The organism is Litoreibacter sp. (genome assembly GCF_039974535.1).
Taxonomy (GTDB): domain Bacteria; phylum Pseudomonadota; class Alphaproteobacteria; order Rhodobacterales; family Rhodobacteraceae; genus Litoreibacter.
Genome location: NZ_JBDWIU010000013.1, coordinates 118,884 through 132,047 on the forward strand (window position 1 = coordinate 118,884; position 13,164 = coordinate 132,047).

At 55.2% G+C, this 13,164-nt stretch carries 15 protein-coding genes; 6 read left to right on the forward strand and 9 right to left on the reverse strand.

Translation table 11 applies throughout. The features are described 5' to 3' along the window. Positions 1–876, reverse strand: a complete 876-nt coding sequence (locus tag ABJN86_RS15905; RefSeq protein ID WP_348363993.1) for a 3-hydroxybutyryl-CoA dehydrogenase — start codon at positions 874–876, stop codon at positions 1–3. Between the two features lie 160 nt (positions 877–1,036). Here ABJN86_RS15905 and ABJN86_RS15910 point away from each other — a divergent pair, with 160 nt between their 5' ends. Continuing rightward, positions 1,037–1,843 (forward strand): DUF6473 family protein, encoded by an 807-nt coding sequence (locus tag ABJN86_RS15910; RefSeq protein ID WP_348363995.1) that lies wholly within the window; start codon positions 1,037–1,039, stop codon positions 1,841–1,843. Between the two features lie 56 nt (positions 1,844–1,899). Here the strand turns inward: ABJN86_RS15910 and ABJN86_RS15915 are convergent, their stop codons facing one another. From ABJN86_RS15915 to ABJN86_RS15940, 6 genes are all read right to left on the reverse strand, one after another. Continuing rightward, entirely contained in the window at positions 1,900–2,826 is a 927-nt protein-coding gene (locus ABJN86_RS15915) for an FAD-binding protein (RefSeq protein WP_348363996.1), read from the reverse strand. Position 2,827: 1 nt separating this feature from the next. Beyond that, the gene (locus ABJN86_RS15920) at positions 2,828–3,589 is read right to left on the reverse strand and encodes an electron transfer flavoprotein subunit beta/FixA family protein (protein WP_348363998.1); all 762 of its coding nucleotides are present in this window, start codon (positions 3,587–3,589) and stop codon (positions 2,828–2,830) included. A 168-nt stretch (positions 3,590–3,757) separates the two neighbouring features. After that, positions 3,758–4,330 carry a cob(I)yrinic acid a,c-diamide adenosyltransferase gene (locus ABJN86_RS15925; protein WP_348364000.1) on the reverse strand — a complete coding sequence of 191 codons (573 nt, stop codon included), beginning with the start codon at positions 4,328–4,330 and terminating at the stop codon, positions 3,758–3,760. Between the two features lie 4 nt (positions 4,331–4,334). After that, positions 4,335–4,544 (reverse strand): twin transmembrane helix small protein, encoded by a 210-nt coding sequence (locus ABJN86_RS15930; RefSeq protein ID WP_348364001.1) that lies wholly within the window; start codon positions 4,542–4,544, stop codon positions 4,335–4,337. Between the two features lie 82 nt (positions 4,545–4,626). Continuing rightward, positions 4,627–5,457: an SDR family NAD(P)-dependent oxidoreductase gene (locus tag ABJN86_RS15935; protein ID WP_348364002.1), complete on the reverse strand. Its 831-nt coding sequence runs from the start codon at positions 5,455–5,457 to the stop codon at positions 4,627–4,629. 32 nt (positions 5,458–5,489) lie between these two features. Continuing rightward, positions 5,490–6,041 (reverse strand): SH3 domain-containing protein, encoded by a 552-nt coding sequence (locus tag ABJN86_RS15940; RefSeq protein ID WP_348364004.1) that lies wholly within the window; start codon positions 6,039–6,041, stop codon positions 5,490–5,492. Positions 6,042–6,176: 135 nt separating this feature from the next. On the opposite strand from ABJN86_RS15940, the gene ABJN86_RS15945 reads away from it, so the two are divergent. Next, positions 6,177–8,519, forward strand: coding sequence for a DNA topoisomerase IV subunit A (locus ABJN86_RS15945; protein ID WP_348364019.1), 2,343 nt, complete (start codon positions 6,177–6,179; stop codon positions 8,517–8,519). Beyond that, positions 8,512–8,745, forward strand: coding sequence for a hypothetical protein (locus ABJN86_RS15950; RefSeq protein ID WP_348364006.1), 234 nt, complete (start codon positions 8,512–8,514; stop codon positions 8,743–8,745). Before ABJN86_RS15945 ends, ABJN86_RS15950 begins: the two co-directional genes overlap by 8 nt. 203 nt (positions 8,746–8,948) lie before the next feature. Here the strand turns inward: ABJN86_RS15950 and ABJN86_RS15955 are convergent, their stop codons facing one another. Next, a complete protein-coding gene (locus tag ABJN86_RS15955; RefSeq protein ID WP_348364007.1) occupies positions 8,949–9,539 on the reverse strand; it encodes a TetR/AcrR family transcriptional regulator in 591 nt (196 codons plus the stop codon). Between the two features lie 91 nt (positions 9,540–9,630). Here ABJN86_RS15955 and ABJN86_RS15960 point away from each other — a divergent pair, with 91 nt between their 5' ends. After that, complete coding sequence (locus tag ABJN86_RS15960) at positions 9,631–10,494, forward strand: NADP-dependent oxidoreductase (protein ID WP_348364009.1); 864 nt, start codon at positions 9,631–9,633, stop codon at positions 10,492–10,494. Positions 10,495–10,801: 307 nt separating this feature from the next. Here the strand turns inward: ABJN86_RS15960 and ABJN86_RS15965 are convergent, their stop codons facing one another. Continuing rightward, entirely contained in the window at positions 10,802–12,160 is a 1,359-nt protein-coding gene (locus ABJN86_RS15965; protein ID WP_348364011.1) for a cytochrome P450, read from the reverse strand. Between the two features lie 107 nt (positions 12,161–12,267). On the opposite strand from ABJN86_RS15965, the gene ABJN86_RS15970 reads away from it, so the two are divergent. Both ABJN86_RS15970 and ABJN86_RS15975 read left to right on the forward strand, forming a co-directional pair. Continuing rightward, the gene (locus tag ABJN86_RS15970) at positions 12,268–12,927 is read left to right on the forward strand and encodes a hypothetical protein (RefSeq protein ID WP_348364013.1); all 660 of its coding nucleotides are present in this window, start codon (positions 12,268–12,270) and stop codon (positions 12,925–12,927) included. 87 nt (positions 12,928–13,014) lie between these two features. Then, on the forward strand, positions 13,015–13,164 hold a 150-nt coding region (locus ABJN86_RS15975), incomplete at its 3' end, for a GTP-binding protein (protein ID WP_348362969.1).

Sequence of the window (13,164 nt, forward strand, 5' to 3'; positions counted from 1 at the left end):
TTAGCGTGTCGGTACGGGTGGGTCTTGACGGTAGTCATAGAACCCGCGCTGTGTTTTTCGACCTAGCCAGCCAGCTTCGACATATTTGGTTAACAATGGGCAAGGGCGATACTTCGTGTCTGCCAAGCCGTCGTGCAGCACGTTCATGATCGCCAAGCAGGTATCTAAGCCGATAAAGTCGGCAAGCTCCAGCGGCCCCATAGGGTGGTTGGCACCTAGCTTTAACGACTCATCTATCGATTTGACCGAGCCCACGCCCTCGAAGAGCGTATAAACCGCCTCGTTGATCATGGGCATTAAGATGCGGTTCACGATGAAGGCGGGAAAGTCCTCGGCGCTGGCAGCTGTTTTTCCAAGTTTTTCAACCACGGCCAAACAGGTTTCATAGGTTTCCTTGTCTGTCGCGATGCCGCGGATGAGTTCGACCAATTGCATGATCGGGACAGGGTTCATGAAGTGGAACCCCATGAATTTTTCCGGGCGATCTGTGCGGGAGGCCAGGCGAGTGATGGAAATGGACGAAGTATTGGAGGTCAGGATCGTGTGGGGCAGCAAGTGCGGAAGGAGTTCCTCAAAAATCGCGGCCTTGATTTCTTCACGTTCTGTGGCGGCTTCGATGATCAGGTCAGAAGCGCCGAGATCGGTGAGCGTCAATGTGGTGGAGATGTTGCCCATAGCGGCATCACGCTCCGCAGCGGTGATCTTTTCACGACTGACCTGCCGATCAAGGTTCTTGGAAATGAGTGCTACCGCATTGTCCAAACTGTCTTGGGAGATGTCGTTTAGCAGCACCTCGTAACCTGCAAGCGCCATGACGTGGGCAATGCCGTTGCCCATTTGACCTGCGCCGATCACGCCAATTTTTGAAATTTTCATGTCCGCATTCTCCATGGTGTTGGCGGCAAGATAGGACGCGAGGAGGGGAGGGTGCAAGGGGAGCTAGAAAGCTAAAAGTTATCAAGAATTAACACATTAGGCTTTTGGCAACCTGCTGACGCGAATGTGCTCATGGGTGAGTCGAAATAGAGGTGGGGCAATGACCTATGAAAGAGCGGACACTAGTCCATTAAGTTACAACCAATGTCGTTATGGCCAGTCCAAGTTATTATTCCGTGGACCACGGCGCAGTTTGAAGGGGGACTATATATCCTTTTTGGGCGGGAGTGAGACCTACGGAAAATTTGTGGAGAAACCCTTTGTCGAATTGATTGAGGATACCAAGGGCCTGCCTTGCGCCAATTTTAGCGCGGTAAACGCGGGAGTAGATGCCTTTGTGAATGATCCTTCGTTGATGACGTTGTGTAATCGCGCAAAGACAACAGTCATCCAAGTGATGGGCGCGCAAAATATGTCGAACCGCTATTATGTGGTGCATGCGCGAAGAAATGACCGTTTCTTGAAAGCATCTACTCTGTTGAAATCAATCTACCGCGAGATTGATTTTAGCGAGTTCTCTTTCACGCGCCATATGTTGATGACGCTCAAGGCGGTTTCGCCTGAACGATTTGCGGCGATTGAGATGGAATTGCGCACAGCTTGGATCGCGCGCATGGAGTTGATGTTGCGCCAAATAAACGGACGTTGCATCTTGCTATGGCTCAAGGAGCCAGCGTCGAGTTTAGGATCATCCGCCGACTTGGGGCCAGAGCCGTTGTTTCTCGACGAGCCACTTGTGAACAAATTGAAGGGCTTGGTGGACAACATCGTAGAGGTCGATATCGCAGAAGAACGCGGCAAGCTTGAGGGTATGGTCTTTAACACGATGGAAGCGCCTGCAGCGCATGAGATGATTGGAATTAAGGGGCATCAACAGATTGCGAACCGTCTGTTGCGGGTCCTTTAGGTCAACAAAAAAGGGCCCGCCAATGGCGAGCCCTAATCCGTCTAAATTATATAACCTTACAGCGCGTCGATCAGTGCTGGGACAGCATCGAAAAGATCTGCGACAAGGCCGTAATCCGCGACTTGGAAGATCGGCGCTTCCTCGTCCTTGTTGATCGCGACGATAACCTTCGAGTCCTTCATGCCAGCCAAGTGTTGGATAGCACCGGAGATGCCGACGGCCACATAAAGCTCTGGGGCCACGACCTTACCGGTCTGGCCAACCTGCCAGTCGTTTGGTGCGTAACCACTGTCCACGGCCGCACGGGACGCGCCAACGGCGGCACCAAGCTTGTCAGCCAGCTTTTCGATCAGGGCGAAGTCCTCTTCGGAGCCAACGCCACGACCACCAGATACAACGATGCCAGCGGATGTAAGCTCTGGTCGGTCAGATGCGGCCACCTTGTCTTCAACCCATGACGACAAGCCAGGGTTTGCGGCAGCAGCTGCGGCTTCAACAGGAGCAGAGCCACCTTCGCCTGCGGCGTCGAAGTTTGCTGTCCGAACGGTCAGAACTTTCTTGCCGTCGTCAGATTGGACGGTTTGGATGGCGTTGCCCGCATAGATCGGACGCTCGAATGTGTTGCCGTCGACAACAGCGGTCACATCAGAAATTACCATCGCGTCCAACAAAGCCGCAACGCGCGGAAGCACGTTTTTGGCGGATGCAGTGGAGGGGGCTACGATTTGCTCATAGTCGCCAGCCAGCGAGATGATCAGGTCAGCCAAAGGTTCGGCCAAGCCATTCGCGTAAGACGCATCGTCAGCCAATAGGACCTTGGACACACCGTCTAGTTTCGCGGCCGCGTCGGCAGCACCAGCGCAACCAGCGCCAGCAACTAGGACGGTTACGTCGCCCATGGCTTTCGCAGCGGTTACACCTTTTGCAGTGGCGTCTACGGCCAGATCAGTACCGGTGATTTCGGCAATCAGAAGTACAGCCATTTTACAGGACCCCCGCTTCGTCTTTGAGTTTCGCGACCAATTCGTCCACGGATGCCACTTTGACACCAGCCTTGCGGCTTTCTGGCTCGGCGGTTTTTACGATGGTCAAGCGGTTGGCCGTGTCGACGCCGTAGTCTGCGGCGGTCTTCTCGTCCAAAGGCTTTTTCTTGGCCTTCATAATGTTCGGGAGCGAGGCGTAGCGAGGCTCGTTCAAACGCAGGTCCACGGTGACAACCGCTGGCATGTTAACCTTGATGGTTTGCAGGCCGCCGTCGACTTCGCGGGTCACTGCGGCAGTGTCGCCGTCAATGTTCACCTCGGATGCAAAGGTCGCTTGCGACCAACCCAAAAGCGCCGACAGCATTTGGCCGGTCGCATTCATGTCATTGTCGATCGCTTGCTTGCCGCAAAGAACCATGCCGGGTTGCTCTTCATCAACTACGGCTTTGAGCAGCTTGGCAACGGCCAAAGGCTCGATGTCGTTGTGAACGTCGTCCGCCGCAATGATCAGGATCGCGCGGTCTGCGCCCATGGCCAAGGCCGTGCGTAGTGTTTCTTGGCTTTGCTTCACGCCAATGGAAACCGCCACAACCTCTTCAACCTTACCGGCTTCCTTGAGGCGGATGGCCTCTTCGACGGCAATTTCGTCGAATGGGTTCATGGACATTTTAACGTTAGCAAGATCGACACCGCTTCCGTCCGCTTTGACGCGAACCTTCACGTTATAGTCGATCACGCGTTTGACGGGTACGAGGACCTTCATCTGCGGTATCTCCCTAGATCAGCGCTCGGATTGAACGCATTAACATTTCTTTGACAGAGATACCGGAGCGGCGTCTCGGAAAACAGGCCAAAATCGACGCGGAAGTCGCCAGTGACGCCGCGTTTGCGAAAAAGAGATCAAAAGTGTCTGAATGGCAAGATGTTTGCGTTAGCGATTTGCACCAGGAACCCACAGTACGTCATCTTTACCGTCATTGTTTGCCACGCGTGACGCCACGAAGAACCAATCTGACAGTCGGTTGAGGTACTTTACAGCGTCTGCGTTAACTGATTCCGTGCTGGCGAGCTCGACTGACAGGCGCTCCGCTCTGCGCGAAACTGTCCGGCATAGATGAAGTTGTGCCGCCAACGCGGAACCGCCGGGCAGGATGAATGAACGCAATGGCTCTAACACGGCGTTCATCTCATCGATTTCGGTTTCCAAGCGTTCGACCTGAACCTTGGTCACCCTAAGGGGTTGGTACTCGGCGTCCGCGTCCTTTTCCATGTCAGGGCGACACAGATCAGCGCCAAGATCGAATAGGTCATTCTGGATCATTGCCAATTTATCGTCCATCGAGCCATCTGCATGCTGGCGGGCAAGGCCAACTGTCGCGTTGGTCTCATCTACCGTGCCATAGGCGTTTACACGCTGAGAATGCTTGGCCACCCGTGTGCCGTTGCCCAACGCGGTCTCTCCCGCATCGCCGGTTCTTGTGTAGATTTTATTGAGGACAACCATAAGTCTATGCGCCTCCCATGCGCCGGAAGAAGACGAAAGCAAGGATTAGAATAACCGCTACGAACTGCGCACCAATACGGTATCGCATGATCCGATTGGCGTGTTTGCGGTTGAAGTCCCCACCTTTGGCGAACCCGCCAATACCGATCAACAATATGACCAGCACAGCGATACACGCCACGGAGACGACAATGAAAAGCGGATCGTTAATCATGATATGACCTTTGTGACGCCCGTATCCTAATTAAGGATGGGGCTTTTGCATATAGTGAAGCTTAACGCAAAAGCGAGCGACATCACATGCGGTCAATTAGCCAATCCAGAACGCCGGTTGGCAGAATGCGCCTTAGCACGGCCATTACGTGAGTTGGGGTGGTGATCTTGTAGCGCGCCCTTGGATTGTCGTCGGTCAGGGCCTGCCAAACCTTTTCACTCACAGCCGAGGCTGGTAGCTCAAATGTGTCGGGGCCACGATCTTCATAGAGGCGCTTGTTCAGGTTGTCTTCGTATTGCGATTTGCGTACCGAATTTTCCCAATCAATCCACCGTTCAAAGTGGGGAATGGAGTTCTGGCGGATTTTCGATGTGATCGGGCCAGGCTGGATCAACACAACGTCAATGCCGGTGTCACGCATCTCAATGCGAAGAGTGTCGGTTAAGCCCTCCATCGCGTATTTTGTACTGTTGTAAGCCCCTCGCCATTTGAGGGCTACAAAACCCAAAACGGAGGAGCAGTTCAAAATGCGGCCATGGCCCTGTGCCCGCATGATCGGGATCACTTGGCGGGTTAACTCGTGATAGCCGAACAAGTTCGTCTCGAAGATCGACCGAAGCGCGTCAGTTGGCAGGTCTTCAACTGCGCCCGGAACGCCGAAGGCCGCGTTGTTGAACAATGCATCCAACGTCCCATCTGTCCGTGAGAGGGCTTCTTCCAAGGCGGCAGTCATTGACGCAGTGTCGCTTTGGTCCAAAAGGAAGCTTTCCAAACCCTCGCCGATCAAGCGATCACAGTCTTCTTGTCTCCGACAAGTCGCGAAAACCCTCCAGCCGCGTTTGTGCAATGCATGGGCCGCGTCGTAGCCGATTCCAGAGGAACAGCCGGTGATCAGAATGGATTTACGTGTCATAGGGGAATGGGTATCGCAGGTAAGGGCGGGGTTTAACCCGCGTCAGATAAAAATTGGGCCGAGATATAGGCTTCGATGCCTGTTTCTAGAATGTAGACCTTTGCCCAACCACTTGGAAGCAGTTCGACAACTTCGGCGCTGTCGTTACGAACTGCGCGGCCAACGATTTCAGATGTCGTGGTTGGGCCCGCGCGCAGGTTAACGCGACGGCCTGTCACACGGCGTATCGATGCCGCAGGTGCGGGTGCGGTGACGATTTGTTCAGTCACGACGGTTTCGGATGCAGCCGGTGTGGTTGTGTCAGTGCTTACAGAGACCAACGCGGGGGCTGCAATTTCAGATATCAGCTCGGGTTCTGTGACGGCCGGCGTTGGTACAAGGTCCTCGGCAGGGGCGGCTGCTTGAACGACGGGCTCTTGGGTTTCAACCGTCGGAGCATCGGGAACTGGTGTCGGAGTGACGGATCTTGAGGCCAGAACGTCATCGCGTTCTGCGCGTGCCGCAAGTTCCTCTGGCGTGGGCTCACCCACCGTGATCAACGCCAAATACATTGCAGCGCACAAACCAACGACCCATTTCAACATCTACTAATCCCCCGACGTGTTTTGATGCTTTTGCCACAGTATCATGAAGAGGCCACGGGGAAACGAATAAAAATTGTCCCCGAACAAAAAATCTCGCGTCTTTACCGCTTCGAGTTAGGCCGCTACACAACACCTATGTCCGACAACACTGATACCCCCGAAATAGAGCCGACCGAATTGGCCGAACCGCTTCGCCGTGCAATCGGAGAGCGCTACCTGACCTATGCGCTTTCGACCATTATGCACCGTGCGTTGCCCGATGCACGCGATGGGTTGAAGCCTGTTCACCGCCGTATCCTCTATGCGATGCGCGAGCTGAAGCTGGCGTCCAACGGGGGGTTCCGGAAGTCGGCGAAAATTTCCGGCGACGTGATGGGGAACTATCACCCGCATGGTGACGCCGCGATTTACGATGCGATGGCGCGCTTGGCGCAGGAATTTAACGTCCGCTATCCGCTGGTCGATGGTCAGGGTAATTTCGGCAACATTGACGGCGATAATCCTGCTGCGGCTAGATACACCGAGGCGCGGATGACGGCGGTGGCCGAGGCGCTGCTTGAGGGCCTGAATGAGGACGCAGTAGATTATCGCCCCAACTATGACGGCACGCTGGAAGAGCCTGCCGTATTGCCTGCCACCTTCCCGAACCTTCTGGCCAATGGGTCCAGCGGAATTGCGGTGGGGATGGCCACGAATATCCCCCCCCACAACGTTGACGAGCTGATCAACGCTTGCGTTCACCTGATCAAGGCCCCCAACGCCCGTGACGAGACCTTGCTGGAGCATGTGCCCGGCCCCGATTTCCCGACAGGCGGCACGATTGTCGAGCCGCGCGAAAACATTCTTGAGGCCTACCGCACAGGGCGCGGCTCGTTCCGTCTGCGCTCGAAGTGGGAGGTTGAGGACCTTGGACGCGGCCTTTGGCAGATCGTGATCACGGAGATCCCGTATCAGGTTCAAAAATCCAAACTGATCGAGAAGATCGCCGAAGTGATCCAAACCAAGAAGGTGCCGATCCTCGCCGATATTCGCGACGAGAGCGCCGAGGATATTCGCGTGGTGCTTGAGCCGCGCTCGAAGAACGTCGACCCTGAGGTGCTGATGGGCATGATGTTCAAAAGCTCCGATCTGGAGGTTCGGTTCTCTTTGAACATGAACGTGCTGATCGACGGGCGCACGCCCAAGGTTTGCTCGCTTAAGGAAGTGCTGCGTGCCTTCCTTGATCACCGCCGCGAAGTTTTGCAACGTCGCTCGCAGCACCGCCTCGAGAAGATTGATCACCGTTTGGAGGTCCTTGAGGGCTTCATTCTTGCTTTCTTGAACCTTGACCGCGTGATCGACATTATCCGCTATGATGACGATCCGAAGTCCGGTCTGATGTATGAAGACTGGGGCAAAGACCACCCCCGCGCGATGGACGAGAAAGATTACGTCGGCCCGTCCCCTCGCACTGGCGAGATGTCCCTGACCGAAGTTCAAGCCGATGCTATATTGAACATGCGCCTGCGCTCCTTGCGCCGTCTTGAAGAGATGGAGCTGAAACGCGAACGTGATGAATTGATGCTGGAACGCGCAGGCCTTGAAGACCTGTTGGACAGCGAAAACCTGCAATGGAAGCGGATCACTGAGCAGTTACGCGACGTGCGCAAACTGTTTGGTAAAGACAGCGAAGGTGGCGCGCGCCGGACGGTGTTTGCAGAAGCAACCGAGGTGGCCGAAGTGCCGCTGGAGGCGATGATCGACCGTGAGCCGGTGACGATCGTGTGCTCCAAAATGGGCTGGGTCCGCGCAATGACCGGCCATATCGACCTGAACCGCGAGTTGAAATTCAAAGACGGCGACGAAGGCCGCTTTATCTTCCACGCGGAAACCACAGACAAGCTGCTTGTGTTTGGCTCCAACGGGCGTTTCTACACGGTGTTGGCCGCGAACCTGCCCGGTGGTCGCGGCATGGGCGAGCCGCTGCGTTTGATGGTGGATCTGCCCAATGAGGCGGAGATCGTGGACATGTTCATCCACGCGCCTGATCGCAAATTGCTGGTGGCTTCTTCCGAGGGGAACGGCTTCGTCGTGCCTGAGAATGACATCGTGGCGCAGACCCGTACGGGTAAGCAGGTGCTTAATGTCAAAGACGAGGTGCGGGCGGTGATCTGTAAGCCCGCGATCGGTGATCACGTGGCGATTGTCAGCGAGAACGGTAAGTTCTTGGTGTTCCCATCTTCCGAGTTGCCGGAAATGGGTCGTGGCAAAGGGGTCAGGTTGCAGAAGTACAATATGGCGCGGGGCAAGCAAGGCTCGCTAGAGCTGGACGGCGGCTTGTCGGACTTGACCACATTCATGTGGGACGAGGGCCTGACATGGGGCATGGGCGGGGGCAAAACCCGCCATGAGCCTGACATGAGCGAATGGCTTGGCAAACGGGCTGGTGTCGGCAAACGACCCCCATATGGGTTCCCGAAGAACTACAAGTTTGATTGATCTCTGGACCGAGGTTGATGCGGAGCGTCAGGTTAATAAGGGGTTTGGGGCCAAGATCCGACGTCTGCACCCCGTCGGCATGGTGTCTGCAAAGCGTATGGCGCGTGCCAGTTCGAGTGCGGAGTTAAGGCTGCGCGCGGTGGGGTTGGTTAAGGCTGCTGGGATTAGGATTGTGAAAACTCAGATGAATCTGATCTCTGTATCACAACAGTGGCTCAAGTTTTGATTGAGTGGTGATGTAGGCGTTCATTCAGATCGCGGCTAATGGCGGGTTTGAGCCCACTTTACCGTTTTTCTGCATCGCAGCTAAAATCGGCTTTCGGGAAACCGGCAAAACTGATCCTGAAATCACGGCCCAAACCGGACATTGACCTAGATCGAGCAACGCTGCGCCGCAGCTAGCACATTGAATATATGGCCTAGTCCTTATTATTTTGAGAGGTTGAACTGGGCTAGCGTTATTTTCGCTACTTCCTGCAAGGTAGCAGCGTCGACGCCATCGCGGGCCTGCGCAGCCATACCTTGAACAGTCACCGATATATACTTCGCAAGAAGAGCTGCATTTGTTTCCAGAGGCATGTCGCCTTCCTGGATCCCACGCTGAATTCTATCTGCAATCACAGCTTCACTGCCCTGTCGGTAGGTCGTCAAAAAATCTTGCGCACCTTGGCTTCCCTTGCTGCAATTTGTTGCTCCGCTGATAAGCAAACAGCCTTTTGGTTGATCGTGAATTGTGAAAGCCTCAATCGCCTCTGAGATGAACCTCTGCATCGCCAGCTCGACTGTCGGCTCCTCCTCAAAGGCGCGCGGCGCGTAGGATGCAATGCTCTCAACGTAAGCTTCTACGCATTTTTGAAAAAGCATTTCCTTGTTTTTGAAGGCCGCATAGATGCTCGGTGGGTTTAATCCCATTGCAGCGCTGAGGTCCGCCATTGACGTCGCCTCATAGCCCCTTTCCCAAAAGAGCAGCATCGCATGCTGGATCGCATTTTCGGTATCGAATGATCTAGGCCGTCCCATTGCATCTCCGATTTTTTATCGATCACTACAGAAAGGTGATTGACAGCGCAAGCGCTTTGTTATTTAGCGATCATTACAAAAGGAGATCAAAATGAAAACTGTAATATTGAACACCTATGGTCCAGCGAGTGTTCTCGTGATCGCCGACATGCCAAACCCAAAACCAAAGCCCGGTGAGGTCTTGATCCGAGTACAAGCATCCAGTGTAAATCCGGTGGATTTGGGCGTGCGGTCGGGCAATATCTTGCCTGCTGAAAAGGGTTTTTTCCCAATGACTTTGGGCTGGGATGCCGCAGGGATCATCGAGAAACTCGGCGCAGGAACCGAAGGGTTTAAGGTCGGAGATCATGTTATGGCCATCTCTCCACAACCCGGAACACAGGTCGGGACCCATGCTGAGTTCGTGGCGTTGCCTATCGAGCAGGTCGTAAAAATCACCAAGTCCATTCCATTTACTACCGCTGCAGCACTGCCGTTGGTTGGCAGCACGGCGTTAGCTGCCCTTCAGGCATTGAACTTACCCAAAGGTGCAAGTGTCATGATCAACAACCCTGATGGTGCCGTGGGCGCAATGGCGGCAACAATTGCACCGTTGCTTGGTTTGCGCCTCGCAGAGCAGGACGAAACCGATGTGGATGGCGCTGTTGATGTGCGCGGAAACGAACATGCGCAGCGTGCCTTTGTCGCGGTCAGGGATGGAGGTGTTTACGCAACGATCGTGCCAGATTGGTGGAAGCCGAACGGAGTATTCACGGCTTCACGTGGGATTACGCCTTTGATTGTGCAAAACCCAGCGAACCAAGACGTTTTGGCACCTTTGGCCGAATGGTTGGAGCAGGGCATATTGAAGCAAGATATCGAAGACATCTTGCCATTGGACCAGATCGCCGACGCACATCGCAGAATGGAAGCGCCAGGGCGCACTGGTAAGCTTGTACTGCGCCATTTCGATTAACTGTGAGGAGGCGATGACGGGATCGGGGAAATGCCCTTCATCGTCCTCTGCTTACGATTTTAGCTTGCCCCCCCTCAGGAGACATGTGTCGCTTGCGATTTTCTTTTAGTCGCGGTTCACAATCCCCTTTAGCTTTTCATGATGTAGGCTTGCTTTGCTTACCGGATAGAATAAATGCATGCAGCCGCAACGAAGGCTCGCTCTCCGCTCGTGATGCGTTTCGTTACCGTTGCAGCATTTGAAAAGCGGTCTATTGGCGACGCGGTCGGCTACGTTCGGTTTGTCCGCATAGGGGACCACCTCCCCATCAAGCCTTCTCCACATTCAACCAAACCCCGCCTTCGGGCCGCAGGGTCAGGATCAACACGGGGTAGGGGTCTTTGCCCTCTACGCGGGTGAATTTGAACCGTGACAGGATCGTCGCGAGGATGATCACCGCCTCCTGCACAGCGAAGCTCATGCCGATGCAGACGCGGGGGCCATCACCGAAGGGCAGGTAGGCGAAGCGGTCGACCTTTTTATCTTTGGCAAAGCGGTCAGGGTCGAAAGCGTCCGGGTCGTCCCACAACAGGCGGGATCGGTGGAGCGCATATACGGGCAGCATCACCGTGTCGCCGGGGGTGATGGGGCGGTCGCAAAGCTCGTCTTGTTTTTTCGCGGTGCGCGACAGGAAGGCCGCGGGCGGGTAGAGGCGCAGGGTCTCGTCGATGATTTGCCGAATATAGGGCAGGTTGGCCAGATCGCTTTCGGTTGCAGTGCGCCCTTGCAACACGGACTGCGCCTCATCGCGGGCGCGGGTTTGGACGCCCTTATCGAAGGCACAAAGATAGAGCGCCCACCCCAAAGTGAGGGCGGTTGTCTCGTGACCTGCCACGATGAACGTCAACAGGTTGTCGCGCAATTCCGAGGTGTTCATGGACCGCTTCGTTTCAGGATCTTCGCCCGCCATGAGCAGGTCCAACAGATCAGGCACATCGCCGTCATCTTTTGGTGCGCGGCTGCTGATCACCTTGTCGGCCATGGATTTCATCGCCTTCATGCCACCTGACGACATCATGCGTCCGGGGCGTGGAATCCATGTGGGCAGGCCAAGCACATCGAACAACGAGACTTTGGCGGTGCTGTCGATATAGCCGTCGATGGCTTTGTGAATGGCCTCGCGATCAAAACCCTCGTCGCCGGAGAATGTAACGTCTGAGATCACCTCGAACGTAGAGGTGACCATTTCGGCGTACATGTCAGCGGCGCGTCCTACGTGTTGCTCGATACGTGCGCAGGAACGGTCCGCCGCCGCACTCATGATGGGGGCTAGATTGGCGACATTGCGATGCGAGAACACAGGTGCCGCCGCACGCCGCTGCCAACGCCAATGCGCGCCTTCCGCGACAAACATGCTGTCGCCGATGGCGGGGCGTAGAATGTTCTTGGTGACGTCGGACTTGGGGTAGTTCTCCAGCCCGTCGCGCAAAACGTGGCGAATGGCATCGGGGTCCATCAGCATATGCCAAGGCTTCCCCATTTTTCCGGATACAATCGGCTGGTGCAGGGCAATTTCGGGGATGATCTCAATCAAGTTTCGGCGTGCCGCTTGGAGAGATTGAAAAACCCCCCACTTTCCAGTGACGAGCTCTACACGGGGCGGATATTCGCGATCGGTAGCTTCCATGCCAGTCACTATATGCGACCTTTGGGCCACGGCAATGCGACGTTTGATTGCACCTGTGGTTTGGCTCAGGTATCCAGCTCCAACGCTATCTTTGAGGGAGCCAATCCATGCGCGCTATTCTTGCTGCTTTGTCCTTGGGGACAGTTCTGTCTGCCTGTGCGGTTGCCAACCCCGACAACGAGGAGCAGGTGGCGTTAGGTGACTTCAAGCTCGACTTGAATGTGGCTGTCACGGATAAGGCCCGCAAAATGGGCGTGACCCGCGATGCGACGCCGGAGGAGTGGGAGGCGGTTCTGGAAGCCGCAATCGAGAAGCGGTTCCGCCGGTACGAGGGCGAAAAGCTATACCACCTAAGCTACAGTCTCGACGGCTACATCCTTGCAACAAAGGGTGGACGGCTTGCTTTGGCCCCGCGTTCTGCGATGAGCATGACGGTTCATGTTTGGGATAGCGAGACACGGACGATCCTGAAAGAGCGCTCCAAGCAGATTTTGGTTCTGGAGCAGTTTGACGGGGAGACGTTGATCGGTTCCGGGTTTTTCAACACCAAAGAACAGCAGATGGAAAACCTAGCCGCACAGTTCGCCAAAGCGGTGGAGCGGTGGCTGGTTTCAAACGGTGATCTGTTTGGTCAAGACGTTGATGAAGCCGCGAAGGAAGCATCCGCCAAAGACGACCTTGCGGCACTGGCAGAGCAGGCCAAAACGGATGCAGCTGTTGCGCCAGACACCGCATCGAGTGACGCAGTTGAGCCTGCGGTGAACTGACGCTTGATTTTTCCATGAATCCTGCCTAGGTAGCGCGCGAAGTGAACCGGGTCTTTATGGCCCCCTAATTTTAAGGCGCCTACCGATATGGCTAAGGAAAAGTTTGAACGCTCTAAACCGCACGTTAACATCGGCACAATCGGCCACGTTGACCACGGCAAAACCACGCTGACAGCAGCAATCACGAAGTACTTTGGCGACTTCCAAGCCTACGACCAGATCGATGGCGCGCCAGAA

Coding starts and splice junctions, on each gene's coding strand:
- ABJN86_RS15930 (WP_348364001.1), bottom strand. CDS start 4,544: ATGATTAACGATCCGCTTTTCATTGTCGTCTCCGTGGCGTGTATCGCT.
- ABJN86_RS15960 (WP_348364009.1), top strand. CDS start 9,631: ATGAAAACTGTAATATTGAACACCTATGGTCCAGCGAGTGTTCTCGTG.
- ABJN86_RS15925 (WP_348364000.1), bottom strand. CDS start 4,330: ATGGTTGTCCTCAATAAAATCTACACAAGAACCGGCGATGCGGGAGAG.
- ABJN86_RS15970 (WP_348364013.1), top strand. CDS start 12,268: ATGCGCGCTATTCTTGCTGCTTTGTCCTTGGGGACAGTTCTGTCTGCC.
- ABJN86_RS15920 (WP_348363998.1), bottom strand. CDS start 3,589: ATGAAGGTCCTCGTACCCGTCAAACGCGTGATCGACTATAACGTGAAG.
- ABJN86_RS15955 (WP_348364007.1), bottom strand. CDS start 9,539: ATGGGACGGCCTAGATCATTCGATACCGAAAATGCGATCCAGCATGCG.
- ABJN86_RS15910 (WP_348363995.1), top strand. CDS start 1,037: ATGACCTATGAAAGAGCGGACACTAGTCCATTAAGTTACAACCAATGT.
- ABJN86_RS15935 (WP_348364002.1), bottom strand. CDS start 5,457: ATGACACGTAAATCCATTCTGATCACCGGCTGTTCCTCTGGAATCGGC.
- ABJN86_RS15945 (WP_348364019.1), top strand. CDS start 6,177: ATGTCCGACAACACTGATACCCCCGAAATAGAGCCGACCGAATTGGCC.
- ABJN86_RS15905 (WP_348363993.1), bottom strand. CDS start 876: ATGAAAATTTCAAAAATTGGCGTGATCGGCGCAGGTCAAATGGGCAAC.
- ABJN86_RS15915 (WP_348363996.1), bottom strand. CDS start 2,826: ATGGCTGTACTTCTGATTGCCGAAATCACCGGTACTGATCTGGCCGTA.
- ABJN86_RS15965 (WP_348364011.1), bottom strand. CDS start 12,160: ATGGAAGCTACCGATCGCGAATATCCGCCCCGTGTAGAGCTCGTCACT.
- ABJN86_RS15940 (WP_348364004.1), bottom strand. CDS start 6,041: ATGTTGAAATGGGTCGTTGGTTTGTGCGCTGCAATGTATTTGGCGTTG.